General features: G+C 68.8%; 15 protein-coding genes, 1 tRNA gene and 1 pseudogene. 10 read left to right on the forward strand and 7 right to left on the reverse strand.

All coding sequences use genetic code 11. The annotated features are described in order from the left end of the window. The 7 genes and pseudogenes from GBZ26_RS06095 to GBZ26_RS06125 all read left to right on the forward strand — a co-directional run. Window positions 1-275 (forward strand): ASPIC/UnbV domain-containing protein (locus tag GBZ26_RS06095; protein ID WP_174438069.1); only part of this gene is annotated, 275 nt, incomplete at its 5' end. 248 nt (window positions 276-523) lie between these two features. Continuing rightward, entirely contained in the window at window positions 524-1072 is a 549-nt protein-coding gene (locus GBZ26_RS06100) for a PAS domain-containing protein (RefSeq protein ID WP_051140137.1), read from the forward strand. A gap of 793 nt (window positions 1073-1865) precedes the next feature. After that, a pseudogene (locus GBZ26_RS30985) lies at window positions 1866-2357 on the forward strand (methyl-accepting chemotaxis protein); the annotation flags it as partial. Between the two features lie 432 nt (window positions 2358-2789). Further along, window positions 2790-3896 (forward strand): methyl-accepting chemotaxis protein, encoded by a 1107-nt coding sequence (locus tag GBZ26_RS06110; protein ID WP_035672141.1) that lies wholly within the window; start codon window positions 2790-2792, stop codon window positions 3894-3896. Between the two features lie 79 nt (window positions 3897-3975). After that, window positions 3976-4974 carry an N-acetyl-D-Glu racemase DgcA gene (gene dgcA / locus GBZ26_RS06115; protein WP_174438071.1) on the forward strand — a complete coding sequence of 333 codons (999 nt, stop codon included), beginning with the start codon at window positions 3976-3978 and terminating at the stop codon, window positions 4972-4974. After that, complete coding sequence (locus GBZ26_RS06120) at window positions 4971-5318, forward strand: cupin domain-containing protein (protein ID WP_174438072.1); 348 nt, start codon at window positions 4971-4973, stop codon at window positions 5316-5318. Before dgcA ends, GBZ26_RS06120 begins: the two co-directional genes overlap by 4 nt. A gap of 31 nt (window positions 5319-5349) precedes the next feature. Further along, the gene (locus GBZ26_RS06125; protein WP_174438073.1) at window positions 5350-6552 is read left to right on the forward strand and encodes an aminotransferase class V-fold PLP-dependent enzyme; all 1203 of its coding nucleotides are present in this window, start codon (window positions 5350-5352) and stop codon (window positions 6550-6552) included. Between the two features lie 3 nt (window positions 6553-6555). Here GBZ26_RS06125 and GBZ26_RS06130 read toward each other — a convergent pair whose 3' ends face one another. Then, window positions 6556-7740, reverse strand: coding sequence for a glycosyltransferase family 4 protein (locus tag GBZ26_RS06130; RefSeq protein ID WP_174438074.1), 1185 nt, complete (start codon window positions 7738-7740; stop codon window positions 6556-6558). 82 nt (window positions 7741-7822) lie between these two features. Continuing rightward, entirely contained in the window at window positions 7823-8224 is a 402-nt protein-coding gene (locus GBZ26_RS06135) for a 4a-hydroxytetrahydrobiopterin dehydratase (protein ID WP_174438075.1), read from the reverse strand. A 101-nt stretch (window positions 8225-8325) separates the two neighbouring features. On the opposite strand from GBZ26_RS06135, the gene GBZ26_RS06140 reads away from it, so the two are divergent. Continuing rightward, complete coding sequence (locus GBZ26_RS06140) at window positions 8326-8919, forward strand: uracil-DNA glycosylase (protein WP_174438076.1); 594 nt, start codon at window positions 8326-8328, stop codon at window positions 8917-8919. Between the two features lie 6 nt (window positions 8920-8925). Here the strand turns inward: GBZ26_RS06140 and glk are convergent, their stop codons facing one another. The 3 genes from glk to GBZ26_RS06155 all read right to left on the reverse strand — a co-directional run bounded on the left by glk (window position 8926) and on the right by GBZ26_RS06155 (window position 12646). Continuing rightward, window positions 8926-9915: a glucokinase gene (glk, locus tag GBZ26_RS06145; protein WP_174438077.1), complete on the reverse strand. Its 990-nt coding sequence runs from the start codon at window positions 9913-9915 to the stop codon at window positions 8926-8928. 10 nt (window positions 9916-9925) lie between these two features. After that, entirely contained in the window at window positions 9926-11323 is a 1398-nt protein-coding gene (gene otsA, locus GBZ26_RS06150; RefSeq protein ID WP_174438078.1) for an alpha,alpha-trehalose-phosphate synthase (UDP-forming), read from the reverse strand. A 444-nt stretch (window positions 11324-11767) separates the two neighbouring features. Next, window positions 11768-12646, reverse strand: a complete 879-nt coding sequence (locus tag GBZ26_RS06155) for an N-formylglutamate amidohydrolase (RefSeq protein ID WP_174438079.1) — start codon at window positions 12644-12646, stop codon at window positions 11768-11770. Between the two features lie 233 nt (window positions 12647-12879). On the opposite strand from GBZ26_RS06155, the gene GBZ26_RS06160 reads away from it, so the two are divergent. Continuing rightward, window positions 12880-12954: transfer RNA gene (locus tag GBZ26_RS06160), tRNA-Val, on the forward strand. A 113-nt stretch (window positions 12955-13067) separates the two neighbouring features. Here GBZ26_RS06160 and GBZ26_RS06165 read toward each other — a convergent pair. Then, complete coding sequence (locus GBZ26_RS06165) at window positions 13068-15059, reverse strand: methyl-accepting chemotaxis protein (RefSeq protein ID WP_246653559.1); 1992 nt, start codon at window positions 15057-15059, stop codon at window positions 13068-13070. A 451-nt stretch (window positions 15060-15510) separates the two neighbouring features. After that, entirely contained in the window at window positions 15511-17682 is a 2172-nt protein-coding gene (locus tag GBZ26_RS06170; RefSeq protein WP_174438091.1) for a malate synthase G, read from the reverse strand. 251 nt (window positions 17683-17933) lie between these two features. Between GBZ26_RS06170 and recD2 the strand changes: the two genes are divergently transcribed. Further along, window positions 17934-20129 carry an SF1B family DNA helicase RecD2 gene (gene recD2, locus GBZ26_RS06175; protein ID WP_211104605.1) on the forward strand — a complete coding sequence of 732 codons (2196 nt, stop codon included), beginning with the start codon at window positions 17934-17936 and terminating at the stop codon, window positions 20127-20129. The last annotated feature ends 130 nt before the right edge of the window (window positions 20130-20259 follow it).

The following is a 20259-nucleotide window of genomic DNA, read 5'->3' on the forward strand; positions in this document are numbered from 1 at the left end:
ACCACAACGGGTGGCTGCGCGTGCTGCCGCTGACCCCCTACGGCGCGCCGGCGCGCGGCGCCGTGGTCACCTGCACGGCCAACGGGCGGCGGCAGGTGCGGTCCGTCTGCGCCGGCTCGGGCTATCTCTGCCAGATGGAGCCGGTGGCCCATTTCGGGCTGGGCACCGCCCGCGCTGTGGAGCGGCTGGAGGTGCGCTGGCCGGACGGCATGACGGCCATCGTCGAGAACCCGCCCATCGGCCGGTTGCTGACCGTTCCCTATCCACCGGAGTGAGGCCGCCGGAGTAAGGCGACGCCACAATGTTGCGCCCGGTCACCGATTGAGCGATGCCGGGCGGACGGTTGAGCTGAATCATATTTCCGTCCAGCAACAAATTTAATCTTTTGTATAACCTGCATGGTCTTTATTTTGCGGCGTCCGCCAGTGCCCGACGGGAACGCGCGGATGGGGAGATGTACGCCCTGTAACCGACCGCGAACCAACAAGGGGGCGCCGGGCTCTCGGCCCGCGACCGCAGGCACATGGCACACAGCGCTGTTCTCAGTCCCGGCCCCCGCGACCGGACGTTGACCGGGGTCGAGCGGTTCTTCGACGCCGACGAGGTCATCGTTTCCAAGACCGACCTGAAGGGCCGGATCACCTACGCCAACCGTGTGTTCCAGCGCGTCGCCGGCTACAGCGAGGCGGAGCTGATGGGCGCTCCTCACTCCATCGTCCGCCACCCGGACATGCCGCGCTGCGTGTTCAAGCTGCTGTGGGACACGCTGGGGGCGGGGCAGGAGATCTTCGCCTACGTCGTGAACCGGGCGCGCAACGGCGACCATTATTGGGTCTTCGCCCACGTCACCCCCAGCTACGACGTCAACGGCCGGCTCGTCGGCTACCACTCGTCGCGCCGGGTGCCGGACCGCAGCGCCATCGACAAGGTGGTGCCGCTCTACCGCACGCTCCTGGACATCGAAAACCGCCATGAAGACCGCAAGCAGGGCATGAACGAGGCCTTCGCCACCGTTGTCGGGCTGCTGACGGAGAAGGGGATCGGGTATGACGAATTCGTCTTCTCTCTCTAAGGCGTTCGGCCTGGGGGCGGTCGCCGCGCTGCTCGTCGCAGCGCTGTTGGTGACCGACGCGCTGGGCGTCGGCGGCGCGCCGCTGCGCATCGGGATCGGGGCCGCGGCCCTGGCCGCGCTGGCCGGCGTCATGCTGTGCATGGTGCGCGCCCGCGCCGCGGTGGGGCAGGCGGTGGCCGTCTGCCAGGCGGTGTCGCGCGGCGACTTCGAGGCGCGGGTCGTCAACGTGCGGGAGAAGGGCGACCTCGGCGAGCTGATGCACGCCCTGAACGACTCGATCGACCGCACCGACGCCTTCATCCGCGAAGCCACCGCCTCGATGAGCTACGTGTCGGCCAACAAGTATTTCCGGCGGATCGTGCTGAAGGGCATGCAGGGCAATTTCCTGCACGCGTCGCGCACCATCAACACCGCCACCGACGCCATCGCCGCCAAGGTGAAGGGCTTCGCCGGGGTGACCGACCGCTTCGAGACGCAGATCCGCGCGGTGTGCGAACAGGTCTCCGGCACCGCCCACCAGTTGGAGATGTCGGCCCGCACCATGGAGACCGACGCCCAGACCGCCACCGGCAAGGCCTCCTCGGTGGCCGCCGCCGCGTCGCAGACCGGCTCCTCCGTCGGCAGCGTCGCCGTCGCGACGGAGGAGCTGTCGGCGTCGATCCGGGAGATCGCCCGGCAGGTGGAGGAGGTCGCCAAGGTCGCCGCCAACGCGGCGGGCGAGGCCGAGCGCTCCAACGCGCTGATCGCCGAGCTGTCGGGCGCCGCCAAGACGGTGGGCGAGGTGGTCACCCTGATCAACGACATCGCCAGCCAGACCAACCTGCTGGCGCTCAACGCCACCATCGAGGCGGCCCGCGCCGGCGAGGCCGGCAAGGGCTTCGCCGTCGTGGCGCAGGAGGTCAAGCGGCTGGCCGACCAGACCGCCAAGGCCACCGGCGACATCGCCGGGCAGATCGCCGGCATCCAGTCCTCCACCGACGTGGCGGTCGCCTCCATCGTCGGCATCGGACATACCATCCAGGACATCAACCAGATCGCCGGCGGCATCGCCGCGGGCATCGGGCAGCAGGGCTCGGCGATCCGTTCGATCGTCAGCAACATGGATCAGGCCGCCGCCGGCACCCGCGCCGTCACTGTGGACATCCAGGACGTCACCACCGCCGCCGAGCGGACCAGCGGCACGGCCCACGAGGTGTTCGCCGCGTCGGAGCGGATGAGCGTCCAAGCCGATCGCCTGACCCGCGAGGTGCAGCTTTTCCTCGATGAGATGCACAAGGTCGCCTGACGCGGTCTTGCGCGATCCGCCGCTTGCTTGTCCCGGATTTTGCGCTTGCTTATACGTTAGGCATTGGTCAGCCGCTGGGCGTTTGCTTGTATGCTGAGCAGCGCCGGAGCGGCGGACGGGGGTCGTGCGACCTTTTGCCTCATTTTTTAGGAGAAACCGGTGCTTTTGTTGCGGCGCACGCGGTGCGCGGGGTGCGGCGCAGCGAGGGCGGTGCCGCGTGTGATTGTTCGAACTCCAATATGACGCCGAATTCATCACAATTTCGAAACTGACATCTCAGAAACGTTGAGGCTGAACCCGGAGCGCCGCCCCTAAACGCAGGCGTTCCGCGGCTTTGCGCGTTCCGATGGTTCCGAAAGGGCGTTTGGCACAGCGTTTGATGGTTAGACGTCTAAAAAAGATATCCCACCCAAACTCACAGAGGTGTTCGGGATGAGTGTGGCCGGAAACGAACTGTTCGAGCTTTCCCGAGGCGTCCTGGATGTCGCTTCCCGGAAAGTGTCTTTGATCGAAGACATCACCCGCCGCACCAAGATGCTGGCGATGAACGCCTTGATCGAGGCGTCGCGGGCCGGCGACGCCGGGCGCGGGTTCGCGGTTGTCGCGAACGAGGTTTCCGAGATTTCCAAGCAGGTGAACACCATCACCAAGGAGCTGCGGTCGGAGATCGTCTCGCGCGTCGATCACCTGACCACCACCGGCAGCGCCATGGTGCAGGAGATGCACGGGCGGCGTCTGGCCGACCTGTCGCTGAACATGATCGAGATCATCGACCGGAACCTGTACGAGCGGTCCTGCGACGTGCGCTGGTGGGCGACCGACAGCGCGGTGGTGGACTGCGCCGCCGACCCGACGGAGGTGAACCGCCAGCACGCTTCGCACCGGCTGAGCGTCATTCTGGAGTCCTACACCGTCTATCTCGACCTGTGGATCGCCGACCTGAAGGGGGAGGTGATCGCCACCGGCCGTCCCGGCCGCTACCCCGGCGCCCAGGGCGCCCGCGTGGGGGACGAGGGGTGGTTCCGTCAGGCGCTGGCCACGCGCAACGGCGGCGAGTTCACGGTGGGCGACGTGTCGCGCAACGGCCGCCTGGAGGACCGCGTGGTCGCCACCTACGCCACCGCGATCCGGCGCGGCGGCGAGGCGGATGGCGATCCCATCGGCGTGCTGGGCATCTTCTTCGACTGGGAACCCCAGGCCGCCGCCGTCGTCCAGGGCGTGCGGCTGGAGGACGAGGAGCGCTCCCGCTCGCGCTGCCTTCTGCTCGACGCGCGGCACCGGGTGATCGCCTCGTCCGACGGGCGCGGCATCCTCAGCGAGACCGTCCAGCTCCGCCGCAGCGGCGAGAGCATGGGCCATTACGCCGACGGGTCCGGACGCACCTACGGCTACGCGCTGACGCCGGGTTACGAAACCTACAAGGGGCTGGGCTGGTACGGGGTGATCGTGCAGGACCCGGACCCGCGCCAGCAGCAGGCGCCTGCAACCGCCGGCATGGGTGGGCGAATAGGAATGAACGGCGCCGGGCTTCACGGGTAAGGCTGGCATTCGCACCCTGCTCTGGTCATCGCGGCGGGTTTGCTTACACTTCGGGTCCGCCGCGTTGCTGGAGAGTTTCATGTCGTCCACCGCCCGCCGTCTTTATGTCCGCCGCGATACCTTCCCCATCGCGGGGACCTTCCGCATATCGCGCGGCGCCAAGACCGAGGCCGAGGTCGTGGTCGCCGAGGTGGTTGAATCCTGCAAGCGGGGCCGTGGGGAATGCGTGCCCTACGCCCGATACGGGGAAACGCTGGACGAGACCGTCAGGACGCTGGAGTCCCTGGCCGGGGCGGTGGCGGACGGGCTGGACCGCGAGCGGCTGCGCACCCTTCTGCCGCCGGGGGCCGCGCGCAACGCGCTGGATTGCGCGCTGTGGGACCTTGAGGCCAAACAGGCGGGCAAACCGGCATGGCGGCTCGCCGGCTTGCCCGACGCGCCGAGGAAGCTGACCACCTGCTACACGCTGAGCGTGGACGAGCCCGCGGCGATGGCTGCCTCCGCCAAGGCGCGGGCGGCGGACCATCCGCTGCTGAAGATGAAGCTGACCGGGGAGGGCGACCTCGACCGCGTGCGCGCGGTGCGCGAGGCCGCCCCAACCACCCGCCTGATCGTCGATGCCAACGAGGCCTGGACGCTGGAGATGCTCCACCGCTTCGCCCCGGTGCTGGCCGATCTGGGGGTGGAACTGATCGAGCAGCCGCTGCCCGCCGGCGAGGACGAGGCGCTGCGCGGCATCGACTGCCCGGTGCCGCTGGGCGCCGACGAATCCTGCCACGGGCTGGACTCGCTCGACCGGCTGAAGGGCATCTACCGGGTGGTGAACATCAAGCTGGACAAGACCGGCGGCCTGACCGAGGCGCTGCTGCTGAAGCAGGCGGCGCAGGAGGCCGGCTTCGACATCATGGTCGGCTGCATGGTCGCCACCTCGCTCGCCATGGCGCCGGCCGTGCTGCTGGCCCAGGGCGCGCGCTACGTCGACCTCGACGGGCCGCTGCTTCTGGCCGAGGACCGCACGCCGGCCCTGCATTACGACGGCGGCACGCTGTGTCCGCCGGCCCCCGAACTCTGGGGATGACCGTCCCGGCCGGCAACCTGCTGGCGGGCCTGCCATCCGGTTCCTTGCCGGGCGAGATTTTCGCGACCTTGACGGAAGCTGCGTCGTCGGGGACGGTGCGCATCGAACGCATCCTGTCCACCGGTCAGGCGTCCCCCGACGGCTTCTGGTACGATCAGGGCTGGGACGAGTTCGTGCTCGTCTTCCAGGGCGCCGCCCGGCTGCAGCTTGAGGGCGAGGCCGAACGGACTCTCGGACCCGGTGACTGGATGATGATCCCCGCCAAGCGGCGGCATCGCGTGGCCTGGACCGATCCCGCGGCCCCGACCGTCTGGCTCGCCGTCCACATCGGCGAACAAAATTAGCCGCCGCAAGCGGCAGGGCAGGGGAAACCGCATGACCATCGACATCGCGCGCGCCCGCGCGGAGACGCCGGGAACCCGGCACGTCGTTCATCTCAACAACGCCGGGGCCGCCCTGCCGCCGCAGCCGGTGCTGGACGCCGTGACCGCGCATCTGGCGCTGGAGGCCACCATCGGCGGCTACGAGGCGGCCGAGCACGCCAACGGCCGGCTGGAGGGCGTCTACGACTCCGTGGCCCGCCTTCTCGCCTGCTCGCGGGAGGAGGTGGCCCTGGCGGAGAACGCGACGGCGGCCTGGGGCATGGCCTTCAACGCGCTGGCCGCCCTGCCGGGGGAAGGCTTCCGGCCCGGCGACCGCATCCTGACGGCGCGCGCCGAATACGCCGCCAACCTGATCCCCTTCCTGCAAGCCTCCCGGCGCACCGGCGTGGCGGTCGAGGTGATCCCCAGCGACGAGACCGGCCAGACCTCCGTCGAAGCGCTGGAGGCGATGATCGCGGAGCCGGGGAAGGGGGCGGTCAAGCTGATCGCCATCACCCATATCCCGACCAACGGCGGCTTGGTCAACCCGGCGGCCGCCATCGGGCGGGTGGCGCGGCGGCACGGCATCCCCTATCTGCTCGACGCCTGCCAGACGGTGGGCCAGATGCCGGTGGACGTCGAGGCGCTGGGCTGCGACTTCCTGTCGGCGACCGGGCGCAAATTCCTGCGCGCGCCGCGGGGCACCGGCTTCCTCTATGTGCGCAAGGCGTGGCTCGACCGCATCGAGCCGTACACGCTCGACCACAGCGGCGGTGCGCTGGCCGGGCCGGACCGCTACACCATGCGCCCCGACGCCCGCCGCTTCGAGCTGTGGGAGAGCAACATTGCAGCCCGGCTCGGTCTGGGGGTGGCGGTGGATTACGCGCTGTCCTGGGGGCTTGAGGCGATCCGCGACCGCGCCTTCGCGCTGGCGGACAGGCTGCGGCACGGTCTGGACGCGCTTCCCGGCGTGACGGTGCGCGATCTCGGGGCGGAACGCTGCGCCATCGTCACCTTCACGGTGGACGGCCACGACCCGCGCGCCATCAAGGCCGCGCTGCGCGGGCAGGGGATCAACCTGTCGGTATCCTCCGCACCCTCGACCCCCTTCGACATGGACGCCCGCGGCCTGACCGAGGTCGTCCGCGCCTCTCCGCACTATTACAACGACGAGGCGGAGGTGGAGCGGTTGCTGGCGGCGGTGAAGGCGCTGTAGGCGCTACAGCACCGACTCAACGACGTCGGCCACACCGTCCGCGTAGCGGTCCCAGGTCAGCCCGGCCAGGAAGGCGGCGCCCGCCCGCCCGATGGCCGCGGCGCGGGTGCGGTCGGCCCACAGCCCTTCCAGCGTTGCGACGATCTCCTCCACGTCGCTCTCGCCCCAGCCGTCGGTGCCGAAGTCGGTCCGGATGGCGCTCTGCCGGGTCAGCGGCACGCAGCGATCCGCCCCGATCAGGTCGAGATGCCCGGTGTTGGCCGACAGGATGGCCGGCACGCCGCAGGCCATGCATTCCATGGCGACGAGGTTGGTCCCGCCCTCGCCTCGATTGGGGAACAGGCCGACGTCGACCTCGCGCAGGATGCGGGCCATGTCGGCGTTGGGCACCGGGCCGAGGTCCATCACCTGATCGGCGCGCAAGCCATTGGCGGCGGCCCAGCCCGCGCCGTCGAACTGCCCGTTCTCGTGGAAGCGGACCGGCGCCACGGCGGGGTTGGCCTCCAGCGAGCGGGCGCTCTCCGGCCAGGGGTTGTGCCAGGCGGTCAGCAGCAGCGCCTCCGGATGGCGCTCGGCGAAGGCGCGGAAGCCGAGCAGGGCGAGGTCCTGCCCCTTGCGGAACTCCGGCTTGCCGCCGGAGAAGACCACGAAGCGGTCCCTGAACCAGCCGACTTTGGGCGCCGGGTGGAAATGGGTGGGATCGACGCCTTGCAGGACCGTGCGCACCCGCCCGATGCCGGCGCCGGTCAGCACCCGCTCGACGAAGCTCGACCCGGCGACGATGGCCGCGCACTGCTCCGCCCGCGCCCGGCCCTCCGCGTCGATGGTGGAATCCTCCAGATAGCAGACGCCGACGGTGGGCTGGCCTTTCAGGGTCACGCCCTCCACCGACCGGCTGCCGACGAGGTTGTTGCCGAGCCCGCGCAGCACCGGCACCGACACCCCGACCTCCTGCCCCGCGTGGGGCGCGATCTGCCGGCAGAGCGCCTCGGACTCGCGGACGAAGCCGGCCATGCGCCGCCATTCCAGCGGGGACAGCGCGATGTCCTCCAGACGCGGCGGCAGCGAGCAGACCGGCACCAGCCGCCCGCTGCGCGTCCAGCTCAGCGCCAGTTGCAGCCCGTTGACGCCCCAGCCGCTGTAGCTGGACAGGCCCCATTGGATGACGGCGGGCTGGGCGTTGGGCATGGTCTGTCTCGCGGGCTGGTTTCCCTCACCCTAACCCTCTCCCCGGAGGGGAGAGGGAAAAAGTTGAGGGGAAGGGTGGAAATCACCCGTGCCGCACGGTGGGGGAGACGTCGCCCATGGATTCCGACACCGGGGCGTAGGGTTCGTCCATCAGCCCTTCGACCTTGGCGGCCATGATGAAGTCGTTCTCGTGCAGGCCCTTGATCTTGTGCGTCCAGAAGGTGACGGTGCAATGGCCCCAGCCGTAGAGGATCTCGGCGTGGTGGCCTTCCGCCTCGCAGAGGTCGCCGACGCGCATCGCGAAATGCTGCGCCTCGCGGAAGTTGGAGAAGCGGTAGTCGCGCTCCAGCCGGTCGGGGTTCGGCTTGATCGACCAGCCGGGCACCTGCACCAGATAGGTCTCCGCCATGGCGCGGTCCATCGGGGGGATGCCGCCGCGGCAGGGTTCGCAGTTCTTTCCCGCCAGTTCCTGTTGTGTCGCCATCTTGCGTCCTCCGGTGTTGTTGGTTCGAACTCCTTGTTTCGAACAATGCTGGGGCCGAAGCCTCGCGGCGGCAAGCCTCACGACCAGCCCTGGACGCGCGCATGACGGACCTGCCCTTCGCCGACTATCAGCAGCCCACGAAGACCGGCGCCGGGCCGCGCCTCGCCATCGTGGGAGAGGCGCCGGGCGCGGAGGAGGCCCGGCGGGGCGTGCCCTTCGTCGGGCGCAGCGGCCAGCTTCTCGACGAGACGCTGAAGGCCGTTGGCGTGGAGCGGGCGGAATGCCTCGTCGCCAACGTCTTCCGCCACCAGCCGCCGGGCAACAAGGTGGGGCATTTCTTCGCCTCCCGCACCCGCGCGAAGAAGGAAGGGCGGGCGCTGGACGAGCGCTGGGGGCCGTTCGGCACCTCCGACTGGGTGCTGGCGGAATTCTCCGGCGAGATCGAGCATCTGCAGCGGACGCTGGAGGGCTTCGCCCCCCGCGTCATCGTCGCGCTGGGCCGCACGCCGCTGTGGGCGCTGACCGGGCTGAACGGGATCATGCAGCTCCGCGGCACCGTCCAGCCCTGCCGTCTCGTGCCGGGGGCGGAGGTGGTGGCGACCTTCCACCCCAGCTACATCCTGCGCGGCCAGCTTGCCGAGCAACCGACCTTCCTGGCCGACCTGAAGCTGGCCGCCTCGCGCCTGACGGCCTGAGCGCCGCTACGCCCGCTCCGCGGCTTCGGCCAGACCGAGGAAGGCGGGAAGTTCGTGGGTGATGACGTAGGTCGGGATGGGGGCCAGGAAGTCGCGCATCCGCCCCTTCTCCATGAAGCGCTTGCGGAAGCGGGAGTGGGTGAACAGGGTGCCCAGCTTGGGCACGATGCCGCCCGCGATGTAGATGCCGCCGCGCGCCCCCAGCGTCAGCGCAAGGTTGCCCGCCACGGTGCCGAGCATCGCGCAGAACATCTCCACCGCCTCCACGCAATGCGGGTTGGTGTTGGCGGTCGCCGCGTCCGACACCTGGGCCGGGGTGAAGGGTTCCGGCTCCTGGTGGTCGAGGACGCACAGCGCCTGATAGAGGTTGACCAGACCCGGCCCGGACAGCACCCGCTCCGCCGAGACATGGTCGAAGCTCTTGCGGAGCTGGGCCAGCACGGCGCTCTCGCGGTCGCTGACCGGCGCCATGGTGACGTGGCCGCCCTCCGCCGCCAACGCGGTCCAGCCCTGGGGGCCGGGCACCAGCCCCGACACGCCCAACCCGCTGCCCGGCCCGACCACGCCGACGACGCGGCCTGGCACCGGCGCTCCTTCGCCCACCTGGCGCACATCGGCGGCGGTGAGGCGGGGCACCGACAGGGCGACGGCGGTGAAGTCGTTGATGACGGCCAGCCGCTCCAGCCCCAGCCGGCCGCGCACCTCGGCCGTGGAGAAGGACCAGCCGCGGTTGGTCATCAGCACTTCGTCGCCGGTCACCGGCCCGGCGATGGCGAAGGCGCCGCGGCTGGGCCGGGCGTCGTGCGCCACGCCGCCGAGATAGGCCAGCGCCGCCGCCTCCAGGGAGGGGAAGTCGGCGCAGCGCAGCACGCGCGACCCGTGGATGCCCGTGCCGTCGATCAGGCCGAAGCGGGCGTTGGTGGCGCCGATGTCGGCGACCAGGGTGATAGGGCCGGAATCGGCGGTGCGGTCTGTGGTGGTGTGGTCTGCGGTCATGAAGTCAGTTTCACCCGTACGGCGCGCGCGTCAAGGCATCGACGTAGCTTTCCCGCCACCAGCCGATGTCGTGGCTGCGCAGGATGCGCATCATCGCGGCGTGGCGCTCCTTGCGCTCGGGCAGCGGCATGGTCAGGGCCCGCTGGAGAGCGTCGGCCACCGCCTCGATGTCGAAGGGGTTGACGATCAGCGCCGAATCGAGTTCCCGCGCGGCCCCGGCGAAGGTGGACAGCACCAGCACGCCGGGATCGTCGGCGTCCTGGCAAGCGACATACTCCTTGGCGACGAGATTCATGCCGTCGCGCAGCGGGGTGACCAGCCCGACATGGGCGGTGCGGTAGAAGCCGGCCAGCACGCGCCGCCCGAAGCTCTTGTTCAGGTAGCGGATGGGCACCCAGTCGAATTCGGCGAAGCGCCCGTTGATTCGGCCGGACAGCTCCGACAGCTCGCGCTTGATGGCGATGTACTCGGGCACGTCCTCCCGGCTCGGCGGCGCCACCTGGAGGAAGGAGACGCGGTTGCAATGCTCCGGATAGGCCGCCAGAAGCTGCTCGAAGGCCTGGAAGCGCTGCGGCAGGCCCTTCGAATAGTCCAGCCGGTCGACCCCGATGATCAACCGCCGCCCGACGAGGCTTTCCTTCAGCCGCTCGGTGTGACGGGAACGCACGGCGGTCTCGGCGATGCTCACGAGATTGTCGGTGTCGATGCTGATGGGGAAGGCGCGGGCCAGCAGCGTGCGGCCGAAGGCGTGGATCAGCATGCCGCCCTCGGGGCCGCGGTCCTCCACCTCGCCGTCCAGCTCCTGCCGGATGTAGTCGACGAAGCTGCGCAGGTCCATCTGGGTGTGGAAGCCGACGAGGTCGTAGGCACACAGCTCGCGGATCAGCTCCCGGTGGTTCGGCAGGGCCACCAGGATCTCCGGAGCGGGAAAGGGCGTGTGCAGGAAGAAGCCCATACGCTGGGTGCAGCCGCGCTGGCGCAACTCCTCGCCGAAGGGAATCAGGTGGTAGTCGTGGACCCAAACCATGTCGTCGGGCTGCAGCAGCGGGGCCAGCTTCTCCGCGAAATAGCCGTTGACCCGCTTGTATCCTTCGCGCGTGCGGCGGCTGACCTCGATCAGGCCCACGCGGTAGTGGAACAGCGGCCACAGGGTCTGGTTGGCGAAGCCGTTGTAATATTCCTCGAAGTCGCGGCGGCTGAGGTCCAGCGTGGCGTAGGTCAGGCGTCCGACGTCGGTGCGCCGGGGTTCGCTCTGCGACTCCTCCTCGACCACCGCCCCGCTCCAGCCGAACCAGATGCCGCCGGTCTTCTTCAGCGCGGCCAGCACGGCCACGGCGAGGCCCCCGGCGGCCTGTTTGCCTTCATCGATGGGGGCGACTCGGTTGGATACGACGACCAGTCTGCTCACGTGGATGGTTCTCCGGTACCGGACGGCCGCGTCGAAAGGCGGCCGAATGGCGCGTGGCGGGGCGCACCCCGAGACGCGCAGGGGAAAAACGACCTTATGAAGGGTTGGTTCCCTATCGGTCGAATGGGTTATGCCGAAGGACCGGGGTGGGTTGGCGGGCGTGCCGCCAGCCCCAGATTGTGCGGGAGAAGGGCCGGAATTCTGTGTGCAATGCAGCATAAACGGCTGTTTGCGCTACACCCGCGCTTTGTCTTAACTTTGGTTAAGCCATTGAATGACATGAAAAAACATTTTCCCTCTTGATCCCTGTCCGGGGCTTCATCATATTGTGCAGTGCGGTATCGATCGTGTCTGCGACGCGGGCGGTGCCGTAACGCACTTCTTGGGCGTTTCCTCCCTAGACTCGGGCCGGGGCCTTTGCCCCGGCCTTTTTTTGTGCGCGTCTCACCGCGGGGCAAGGGGGCCGGGCGGCAGGTGGGCGATGTTGTCCACCAGCTCGTGCATGTGTCGGGTCAGGACCGTCAGGAAGGGCAGGCGCGACAGCGTGGCCTCGTCCATGTAGAGGTCGCGGCTGATTTCGATCTGGAGCGCGTGGATGCCTTGGCGCGGGCGTCCATAATGGCGGGTGGTGTGGCCGCCCGCATAGGGCGCGTTGCGGCTGACCGTGTAGCCCAGACCACGCAGGAAGCGCTCCGCCGTCTCGGTGACCGCAGGGGCGCAGGAATTGCCGAAGCAATCCCCCAGCACGATGTCGCTGCGCCGGTTGTCGCGGTCGCCCAGCCCGGGGGAGGGCATGGAGTGGCAGTCGATCAGCACCGCGTGGCCGAAGCGGGCGCGCGTGTCCTCGATGAGACGGCGCAACGCGTTGTGGTAGGGCGTGTAGCACTGCTCCACCCGCCGCACCGCTTCGGAAAAGCGCAGCTTGCCGCGGTAGATGTCCTCCCCGTTGGCGACCACCCGTGCGATGGTGCCCAGTCCGGCGGCCACGCGCGGCGAGCGGGTGTTGACGTAGGGGGGTAATGAGTCCGCGAACATCTCCGGGTCCAGCTCGTAGGCTTCGCGGTTGACGTCCAGGAAGGCGCGGGGAAACAGCGCGCGGATCAGCGGTATGCCCAGCGCCGGGGCTCCGGCGAAGATCTCATCGACGAAGCAGTCTTCCGATTTGCGCAGCGCGCGCGGGTCGAGCCGTGCCGCCGCCAGGAATTCGGCCGGATAGCGGTTGCCGCTGTGCGGCGAGGCCAGCACCAGCGGCTTGGTCTGTTCGTCCGGGGCCAGAAGTTCGAAGGCCGGCTCCGGTGTGGCGGGGTCGACGGAAGCATCCATGGCATGTGATGTAGTGGACCCGGGCGGCTCTGTCACGCACCGTCCCGCTCGCGTCCCGACAGATGTGAGGCGCGGTGCGCCCCCTCGGCGGAAAAATCGGACGCGGTTCGTGTTGGGCGGCAAAAAAGTGAAATCCGGGCTTGCCAGACCTCCGGGATGATGGTACACCCCACGCCCACGCCGGACGGGACGCAAGACGGATGCCGAACCCCGAACCGACCGGCGACACGGATGGGCGCGTAGCTCAGCGGGAGAGCACTACGTTGACATCGTAGGGGTCACAGGTTCAATCCCTGTCGCGCCCACCATCCTCGAAGGCCGGAACCCAGACGGGTTTCCGGCCTTCGCCATATCCGGGCTATGCCATCCTGCCGGACGGCCGGCCCTTGCCGCGGTGGCCAAGGGCCGGTCGTCTCGCGTGTCACGCCGCGCTGCGGTCCGGCGTCATTCCCCGCGTCAGGGTCGCCAGATCGCGGTCCAGCGCCGGCTGCTCGGCCTCCGTCAGGCTGAACTTCACCTGCAACTGTCCCGGCTCGCAGGAGTTTACCGTGAAGGGCACGGGGCGGGACAGGCCCGGGGCGCGCAGGGTGCCGGGGGTGCCCACCGTCATCATCGGCGCATCCACGATCATCGCGCCGCCGGTCGACAGGTTGGCGACCCGCGCCTTGCTGCCGGTACCGGCGCCGGCGCCGTCGATGGTGCAGGGCAGGTCGACCTGGAAGCGGGGCTGGCGGCGGCGGTCGACGTCGCTGGTCGCGGTGCGGACCACGCGCACCAGGATGCTCTGCAGGTCGTCGATGCTCCGAGCCACGTCCCCGGCGACGGCGCGCATGCCGCCGGCCCGCTCGCCAGTCAGATTGGCCTCTTCGGACACCAGCGCGATGCGGCTGGACACCTCATGGGCGGCGTGGCTGGTCTCGTTGACCGTGCGGGCAATCTCCCGGGTGGCGGCGTCCTGCTCCTCGACCGCGGCGGCGATGGAGGAGGAGATGTCGGAAACCTGGTCGATGGTCGCGGCAACCTCGCCCACCCGCTCCACGGCCTGCTTGGTGACCGACTGCACGTCGGTGATCAGCGTGGCGATCTCCTCGGTGGAGCGGGCGGTCTGGTTGGCCAGGTTCTTGACCTCCTGCGCCACGACGGCGAAGCCCTTGCCGGCGTCCCCGGCCCGCGCCGCCTCGATGGTGGCGTTCAGCGCCAGCAGGTTCGTCCGGCTGGCGATGTCGCCGATCAGGCGGGCAACCGCGCCGATGCGCTCCACCGCCTCCCACAGATGGCCGATGATCGCGCTGGCGGAACCGGCCTTCTCCACGGCCTGTCCGGTCACCGATGCCGAGGCCGTCACCTGACGCCCGATCTCGCGGATCGAGGCCGACAGCTCGTTGGCCGCCGCGGCGACGGTCTGGGCATTGGACAGCGCCTGGCTTGCCGAGGCGGCGACGTTCTGGGCGTTGTCGCTGACCATTCCGGCGGAAGCGGCCATCGCTTCGGCGTTGCTGGCCATCTGTCCGGCGTGCCTGGCCACCTGCTCCACGGCGGCGCGGGTTTCACGCTCCACCGTGTCGGCCATGGTGGCCAGGGCGTGGCGCCGCTCTTCTTCCCCGGCCGCGCGGGCATGTTCCTGTTCGGCGCGCAGGCGTTCGTTCTCCAGGCCGGCTTCACGGAAGACGCGCAGGGCATCGGCCATCTGGCCGATTTCGTCGCCGCGCCCCTCGAACCCGACCTCCACCCGCAGGTCGCCGGAAGCCATGCCGGTCATGGTCGACCGCATCCGGTCGATCGGCCCGACCACCGCCCGCCGCAGGAAGACGATTGAGGCGGCGATGAGAGACAGCGTCACCGTCGACGCAGCCATCAGCAGGGCCTTCAGCGTGGCGGCGGAGGACTCGATGTCGGTCACCGCCGCGTCCAGGCCGCTCAGGCGCTCCCCACGGACCTGCTCCATCGTGGAGAGAAGCCGTTCCATCTCCTGGTCCATGCTCTCGGCGACCGCGTCGAATTGTCCCATCATGGCGTTCCCCGCCGACGGGCCGCCGTCGACATAGGCGCGGGACATGCGCTGGCCCAGCTCGTAGAAGGGGGGGAAGGCGGTGCGGGTGGCGGCGATGCTTTGGACCAATTCTGTCAGGCCCAGTTCGCGCGCGATGGTGTGGGCGTCCCCAGCATGCAGGGCGAATGCCTTTGCGTACTCCTCCGCCTTGGCCGGCCCGTCGTCCAGCCCGTCCAGCCCGCGGGTCGCGGACACGTCGGTCAACCATTGCTGCACCTGCGCCACATCGTAACGGATGTTGGCGATCAACTCGCTCAGCGGCACGAGCTTGCGGCTCACCTCGTCAGCGGTCTGGCGGACATGGGACAGGTGACGCTCCTGCAGCGACATTTCTTTCCCGACGAAGACCGTTGCGATCGCCATGACGATAAAAACAAACAGCGATACCAGCGTTGCCTTTCGCTTTATGGTCATGGCGTGAAAGAAATTCATAGCAATGCTCCATTCCACACAGTGCCGAGGCTGAGTCGCAGCCAGATGACGATTTGATTGGACAATTCATATAATGGTCAATGAAAGCAAGCTTGCCGTTGATCCTATTGCGAAGCCCTGATGCGCGCTTTCAATAAGAATATGACCTTCATAGGTCGCGGTTTGTGAGTGTGCGTAGATTTGATTTTGGAGAACGATGTGGCGATTGATGCGGCATTGTATTGCGTCAGCGGATTTTTTGAGGGAGCAGTATTCGAATATCTTTAACGGATGATCCTGATTTCGTTTCCTCGTTTTGGTTATTTTGTTGCGAGCGGGCAAAGAAAAAGGCCCTTCCCCGCGAGGGGAAGGGCCTTCGATGCGCGCCGGATGGCGTGTCGGCTCAGCCGGCGGCCTTCGCCTTGGCCTCGATGCGGCGGCGGTGCAGCACCGGCTCGGTGTAGCCGTTCGGCTGCTCGCGGCCCTTGAAGACCAGATCGCAGGCGGCCTGGAAGGCGACGCTGCCGTCGAAGTCGGCGGCCATCGGGCTGTAGAGCGGATCGCCGGCGTTCTGCTTGTCCACCACGGCGGCCATGCGCTTCATCGTCTCCATGACCTGCGCCTCGGTGGTGATGCCGTGGAGCAGCCAGTTGGCGATGTGCTGGCTGGAGATGCGCAGCGTGGCGCGGTCCTCCATCAGCCCGACGTTGTTGATGTCCGGCACCTTCGAGCAGCCGACGCCCTGGTCGATCCAGCGCACGACGTAGCCGAGGATGCCCTGGGCGTTGTTGTCCAGCTCCTGCTGGATCTCCTCCTCCGACCAGTTGGGGCGGTCGGCCAGCGGGATGGTCAGGATGGCGTCCAGGCTGGCGCGCTCGCGGCGGGCCAGCTCCTCCTGGCGGGCGGCGACGTTGACCTGATGGTAGTGCAGGGCGTGCAGCGTGGCCGCGGTGGGCGAGGGCACCCAGGCCGTGTTGGCGCCGGCCTGCGGGTGGGCGACCTTGGCGGCCAGCATGTCGGCCATGCGGTCGGGCATCGCCCACATGCCCTTGCCGATCTGGGCGTGACCCTTCAGCCCGCAGAGCAGGCCGGTGTCCACGTTCCAGTCCTCGTAGGCCTTGATCCAGGCGGACGACTTCATGTCGTTCTTGCGGATCATCGGGCCGGCTTCCATGGCGGTGTGCATCTCGTCGCCGGTGCGGTCGAGGAAGCCGGTGTTGATGAACACCACGCGCGCCGCCGCGGCGCGGATGCACTCCTTGAGGTTCACCGTGGTGCGGCGTTCCTCATCCATGATGCCCATCTTCAGCGTGTTGCGCGCGATGCCCAGCGCGTCCTCGACGCGGGCGAACAGCTCGTCCGCGAAGGCGACCTCCTCCGGCCCGTGCATCTTCGGCTTCACGATGTAGACCGAGCCGGCGCGGCTGTTGAGACGGGCGCCCTTGACGTCGTGCAGCGCGATCAGCGAGGTGATCATGCCGTCGAGGATGCCTTCCGGCGCCTCGCTGCCGTCCTTGAGCAGGACCGCGCTGTTGGTCATCAGGTGACCGACGTTGCGGATCAGCATCAGGCTGCGGCCCGGCAGGGTGATCGTCTCGCCGTTGCGGCTGGTGTAGCTGCGGTCGGGGTTCAGCCGGCGCTCCACCGTGCCGCTGCCCTTGGGGAAGCTGGCGGTCAGGGTGCCGGTCATCAGGCCCAGCCAGTTGCGGTAGGCCAGCACCTTGTCCTCGGCATCCACGGCGGCGACGGAATCCTCGCAGTCCTGGATGGTGGTCAGGGCGGATTCGAGGACGAGGTCGGCGACGCCCGCCGCGTCGGTCTTGCCGATCGGGTGGCTGCGGTCGATGCGGATTTCCATGTGCAGGCCGTTGTCGGCCAGCAGGATGGCGGTCGGGGCGGACGGCGCGCCGTTGTAGCCGACCAGACGCTCCGGCTCGGCCAGACCCGTGCTGCGGCCGTCCTTCAGCGCGACGACGAGGCGGCCGTTGTCCACCGTGTAGCCGGCGGCGTCGGCGTGCGACCCGTCGGACAGCGGGGCGGCGCGGTCCAGCACGTCGCGGGCGAAGGCGATGACCTTCTCGCCGCGCTTCGGGTTGTAGCCGGCGGTGCGCTCCGCCCCGTCCGTGTCGGGGATGGCGTCGGTGCCGTAGAGCGCGTCGTACAGGCTGCCCCAGCGGGCGTTGGCGGCGTTCAGCGCGTAGCGGGCGTTCATCACCGGCACGACGAGCTGCGGGCCGGCGGTCGTGGAGATCTCCGGATCGACGTTCTCGGTCGTCACGGCGAAGTCCGGGCCTTCCGGCAGGAGATAGCCGATCTCCTTGAGGAATTCGGTGTGGGCGGCGCGGTCCAGCGGCTGGCCGCGGCGGCTGCGGTACCATTCGTCGATCTGGGCCTGGAGCGCGTCCCGCTTGGCCAGCAGCGCGCGGTTGCGCGGGGCCAGATCGTGGAGGATCGCGTCAAGGCCCGACCAGAATTGCTCCGGCGTCACGCCGGTGCCCGGCAGGGCTTCGTTCTCGATGAAGCGGTGAAGCTCCGTGGCAACTTGCAAGCCGCCAACCTGAATGCGTTCCGTCACCATTGCTGCTCTTTCCTTCCGAAGTCGTAGACACCGCGGTTTTTCGGTTTGTCGTTCTTTGGCTGACGTCTTTTCACCGCAATCCCGCGCCGGGCGGTCCGTTCGGTCCGGTGTCCGGCGCGGGTTTCGCGCGACAAGGTACACATTCGCGGCGCCGCGGTCTTCCCCGGAATTGTCCTGGCGAATTGCCGCGCTGCGGCGGTTGCGCGGGGAACTCCCCCAAAGGCCCGCCAGCGCCTATGTTGGGTGGCATGAGCATATCCGGCGATGCCTCCACCGCGGCGGGACCCCCGCGGGAACCGCTGTCGGGTCTGGTGGAGCGGGTGACCTTCCACAGCCCGGAGACGGGATTCTGCGTGCTGCGGCTGAAGGTGCGCGGGCAGCGCGACCTCGTCACGCTGGTCGGCCACGCCGCCACCATCGGCGCGGGGGAGTTCGTGCAGGCCAGCGGGGCGTGGGTGAACGACCGCAACCACGGTCTCCAGTTCAAGGCCGACTTCCTGCGTGCCACCCCGCCGACCACGGTGGAGGGGATCGAGAAGTATCTCGGCTCCGGCCTGATCCGCGGCATCGGGCCGGTCTACGCCAAGAAGATGGTCAAGGCCTTCGGCGAGGCGGTGTTCGACGTGATCGAGCAGGAGCCGGACCGGTTGCGGCAGGTCACCGGCATCGGGCCGAAGCGGGCGCAGCGCATCATCGCCGGCTGGGCCGACCAGAAAGTGATCCGCGAGATCATGATCTTCCTGCACAGCCACGGGGTCGGCACCTCGCGCGCGGTGCGCATCTTCAAGACCTACGGGCCGGACGCCATCCGCCTCATCACCGAGAACCCGTACCGGCTGGCCCGCGACATCCGCGGCATCGGCTTCAAGACGGCGGACGCGGTGGCCGCCCGGCTGGGCATCGAGAAGACCGCGATGATCCGGGCGCGGGCCGGCGTCGCCTTCGCGCTGGCCGAAGCGACGGACCAGGGCCATTGCGGCGTGCCGGTGGCCGAGCTGATCCCCATGGCCGTGAAGCTGCTGGAGATCGACGCCTCCATCCTGGAGACCGCGGCGGAGCTGGAGCGGCAGGACGGCGCGTTGGTCGCCGACAGCCTGGGCGGCGAGCCCTGCCTGTTCCTGGCGAGCCTGCACCGGGCGGAGCGGGCCATCGCCGAGCGGCTGCGCCGGCTGGCCGGCGGCCCCGTGCCCTGGCCGGAGATCGACGCGGAGAAGGCCATTCCCTGGGTGGAGGCGAAGGCCGGGATCACGCTGGCCGAGGGGCAGCGGGAGGCGCTGCGCCAGGCGGCGACGTCGAAGCTGCTGGTCATCACCGGCGGTCCGGGGGTCGGCAAGACGACGCTGGTGAACAGCATCCTGACCATGCTGAAGGCCAAGGGCGTGTCGATCGCGCTGGCCGCCCCGACGGGGCGTGCCGCCAAGCGGCTGAGCGAGAGCACCGGCCTGGAGGCGCGGACCATCCACCGCCTGCTGGAGACCGACCCGCAGGCCGGCGGCTTCAAGCGCGACGAGACCAACCCGCTGGACTGCGACCTGCTGGTGGTGGACGAGACCAGCATGGTCGACGTGCCGCTGATGAACGCCCTGCTGCGCGCCGTGCCGGGGCGGGCCGCCCTCCTGCTGGTCGGCGACGTGGACCAGCTGCCCTCGGTCGGGCCGGGGCAGGTGCTGGGCGATGTGATCGCCTCCGGCGCGGTGCCGGTGGTGCGGCTGACCGAGATATTCCGGCAGGCGGCGACCAGCCGCATCATCGTCAACGCCCACCGCATCAACGCCGGCCAGATGCCGGAGACGCCGAAGGCCGGGGAGGACAGCGACTTCTACTTCGTCGAGGCGGCGACTCCGGAGGCCGGGGTGGCGAAGCTGATCGAGATGGTGCGCGACCGCATTCCCCGCCGGTTCGGCGCCGACCCGGTGCGCGACGTGCAGATCCTCTGCCCGATGAATCGCGGCGGTCTCGGCGCGCGGTCTCTGAACATCGAATTGCAGAGGGTGCTGAACCCGCCGGGCGAGTCCCGAGTCGAGCGATTCGGCTGGACCTTCGGTCCCGGCGACAAGGTCATGCAGGTCGAGAACAACTACGACAAGGAGGTCTACAACGGCGACCTCGGCATCGTATCCGCCGTCGATGCCGAAGAAGGAGCGTTGACCGCGACCTTCGACGGTCGTCCGGTGACCTATGATTTTGGAGAATTGGACGAGATCGTCCTCGCCTATGCGACGACGATTCACAAAAGCCAAGGCTCCGAATACCCGGTGGTCATCATCCCGGTGGTGACCCAGCATTACACGATGCTCCACCGCAACCTGATCTATACCGGCGTGACGCGGGGCAAACGGCTGGTCATCATGCTCGGCCAGCGCCGCGCGCTCGCCATGGCGGTGCGTGGGGTCCAGGGGCGGCGGCGCTGGACGAAGCTGGGGGAGTGGCTGTCGCCTCTATGACCCTTGGCGGAAGACAACCATGTCGGGATTTTGTCACGGGCGTATGCGCGCGGCGTTTGCGGGGCCTGCCCCGGTATGCGGCCCGTCCTCTTCCGAAACGTGTGGAAGATGTCCTAACCTGTTCAATTGG

The organism is Azospirillum formosense (genome assembly GCF_013340925.1).
Taxonomy (GTDB): domain Bacteria; phylum Pseudomonadota; class Alphaproteobacteria; order Azospirillales; family Azospirillaceae; genus Azospirillum; species Azospirillum formosense.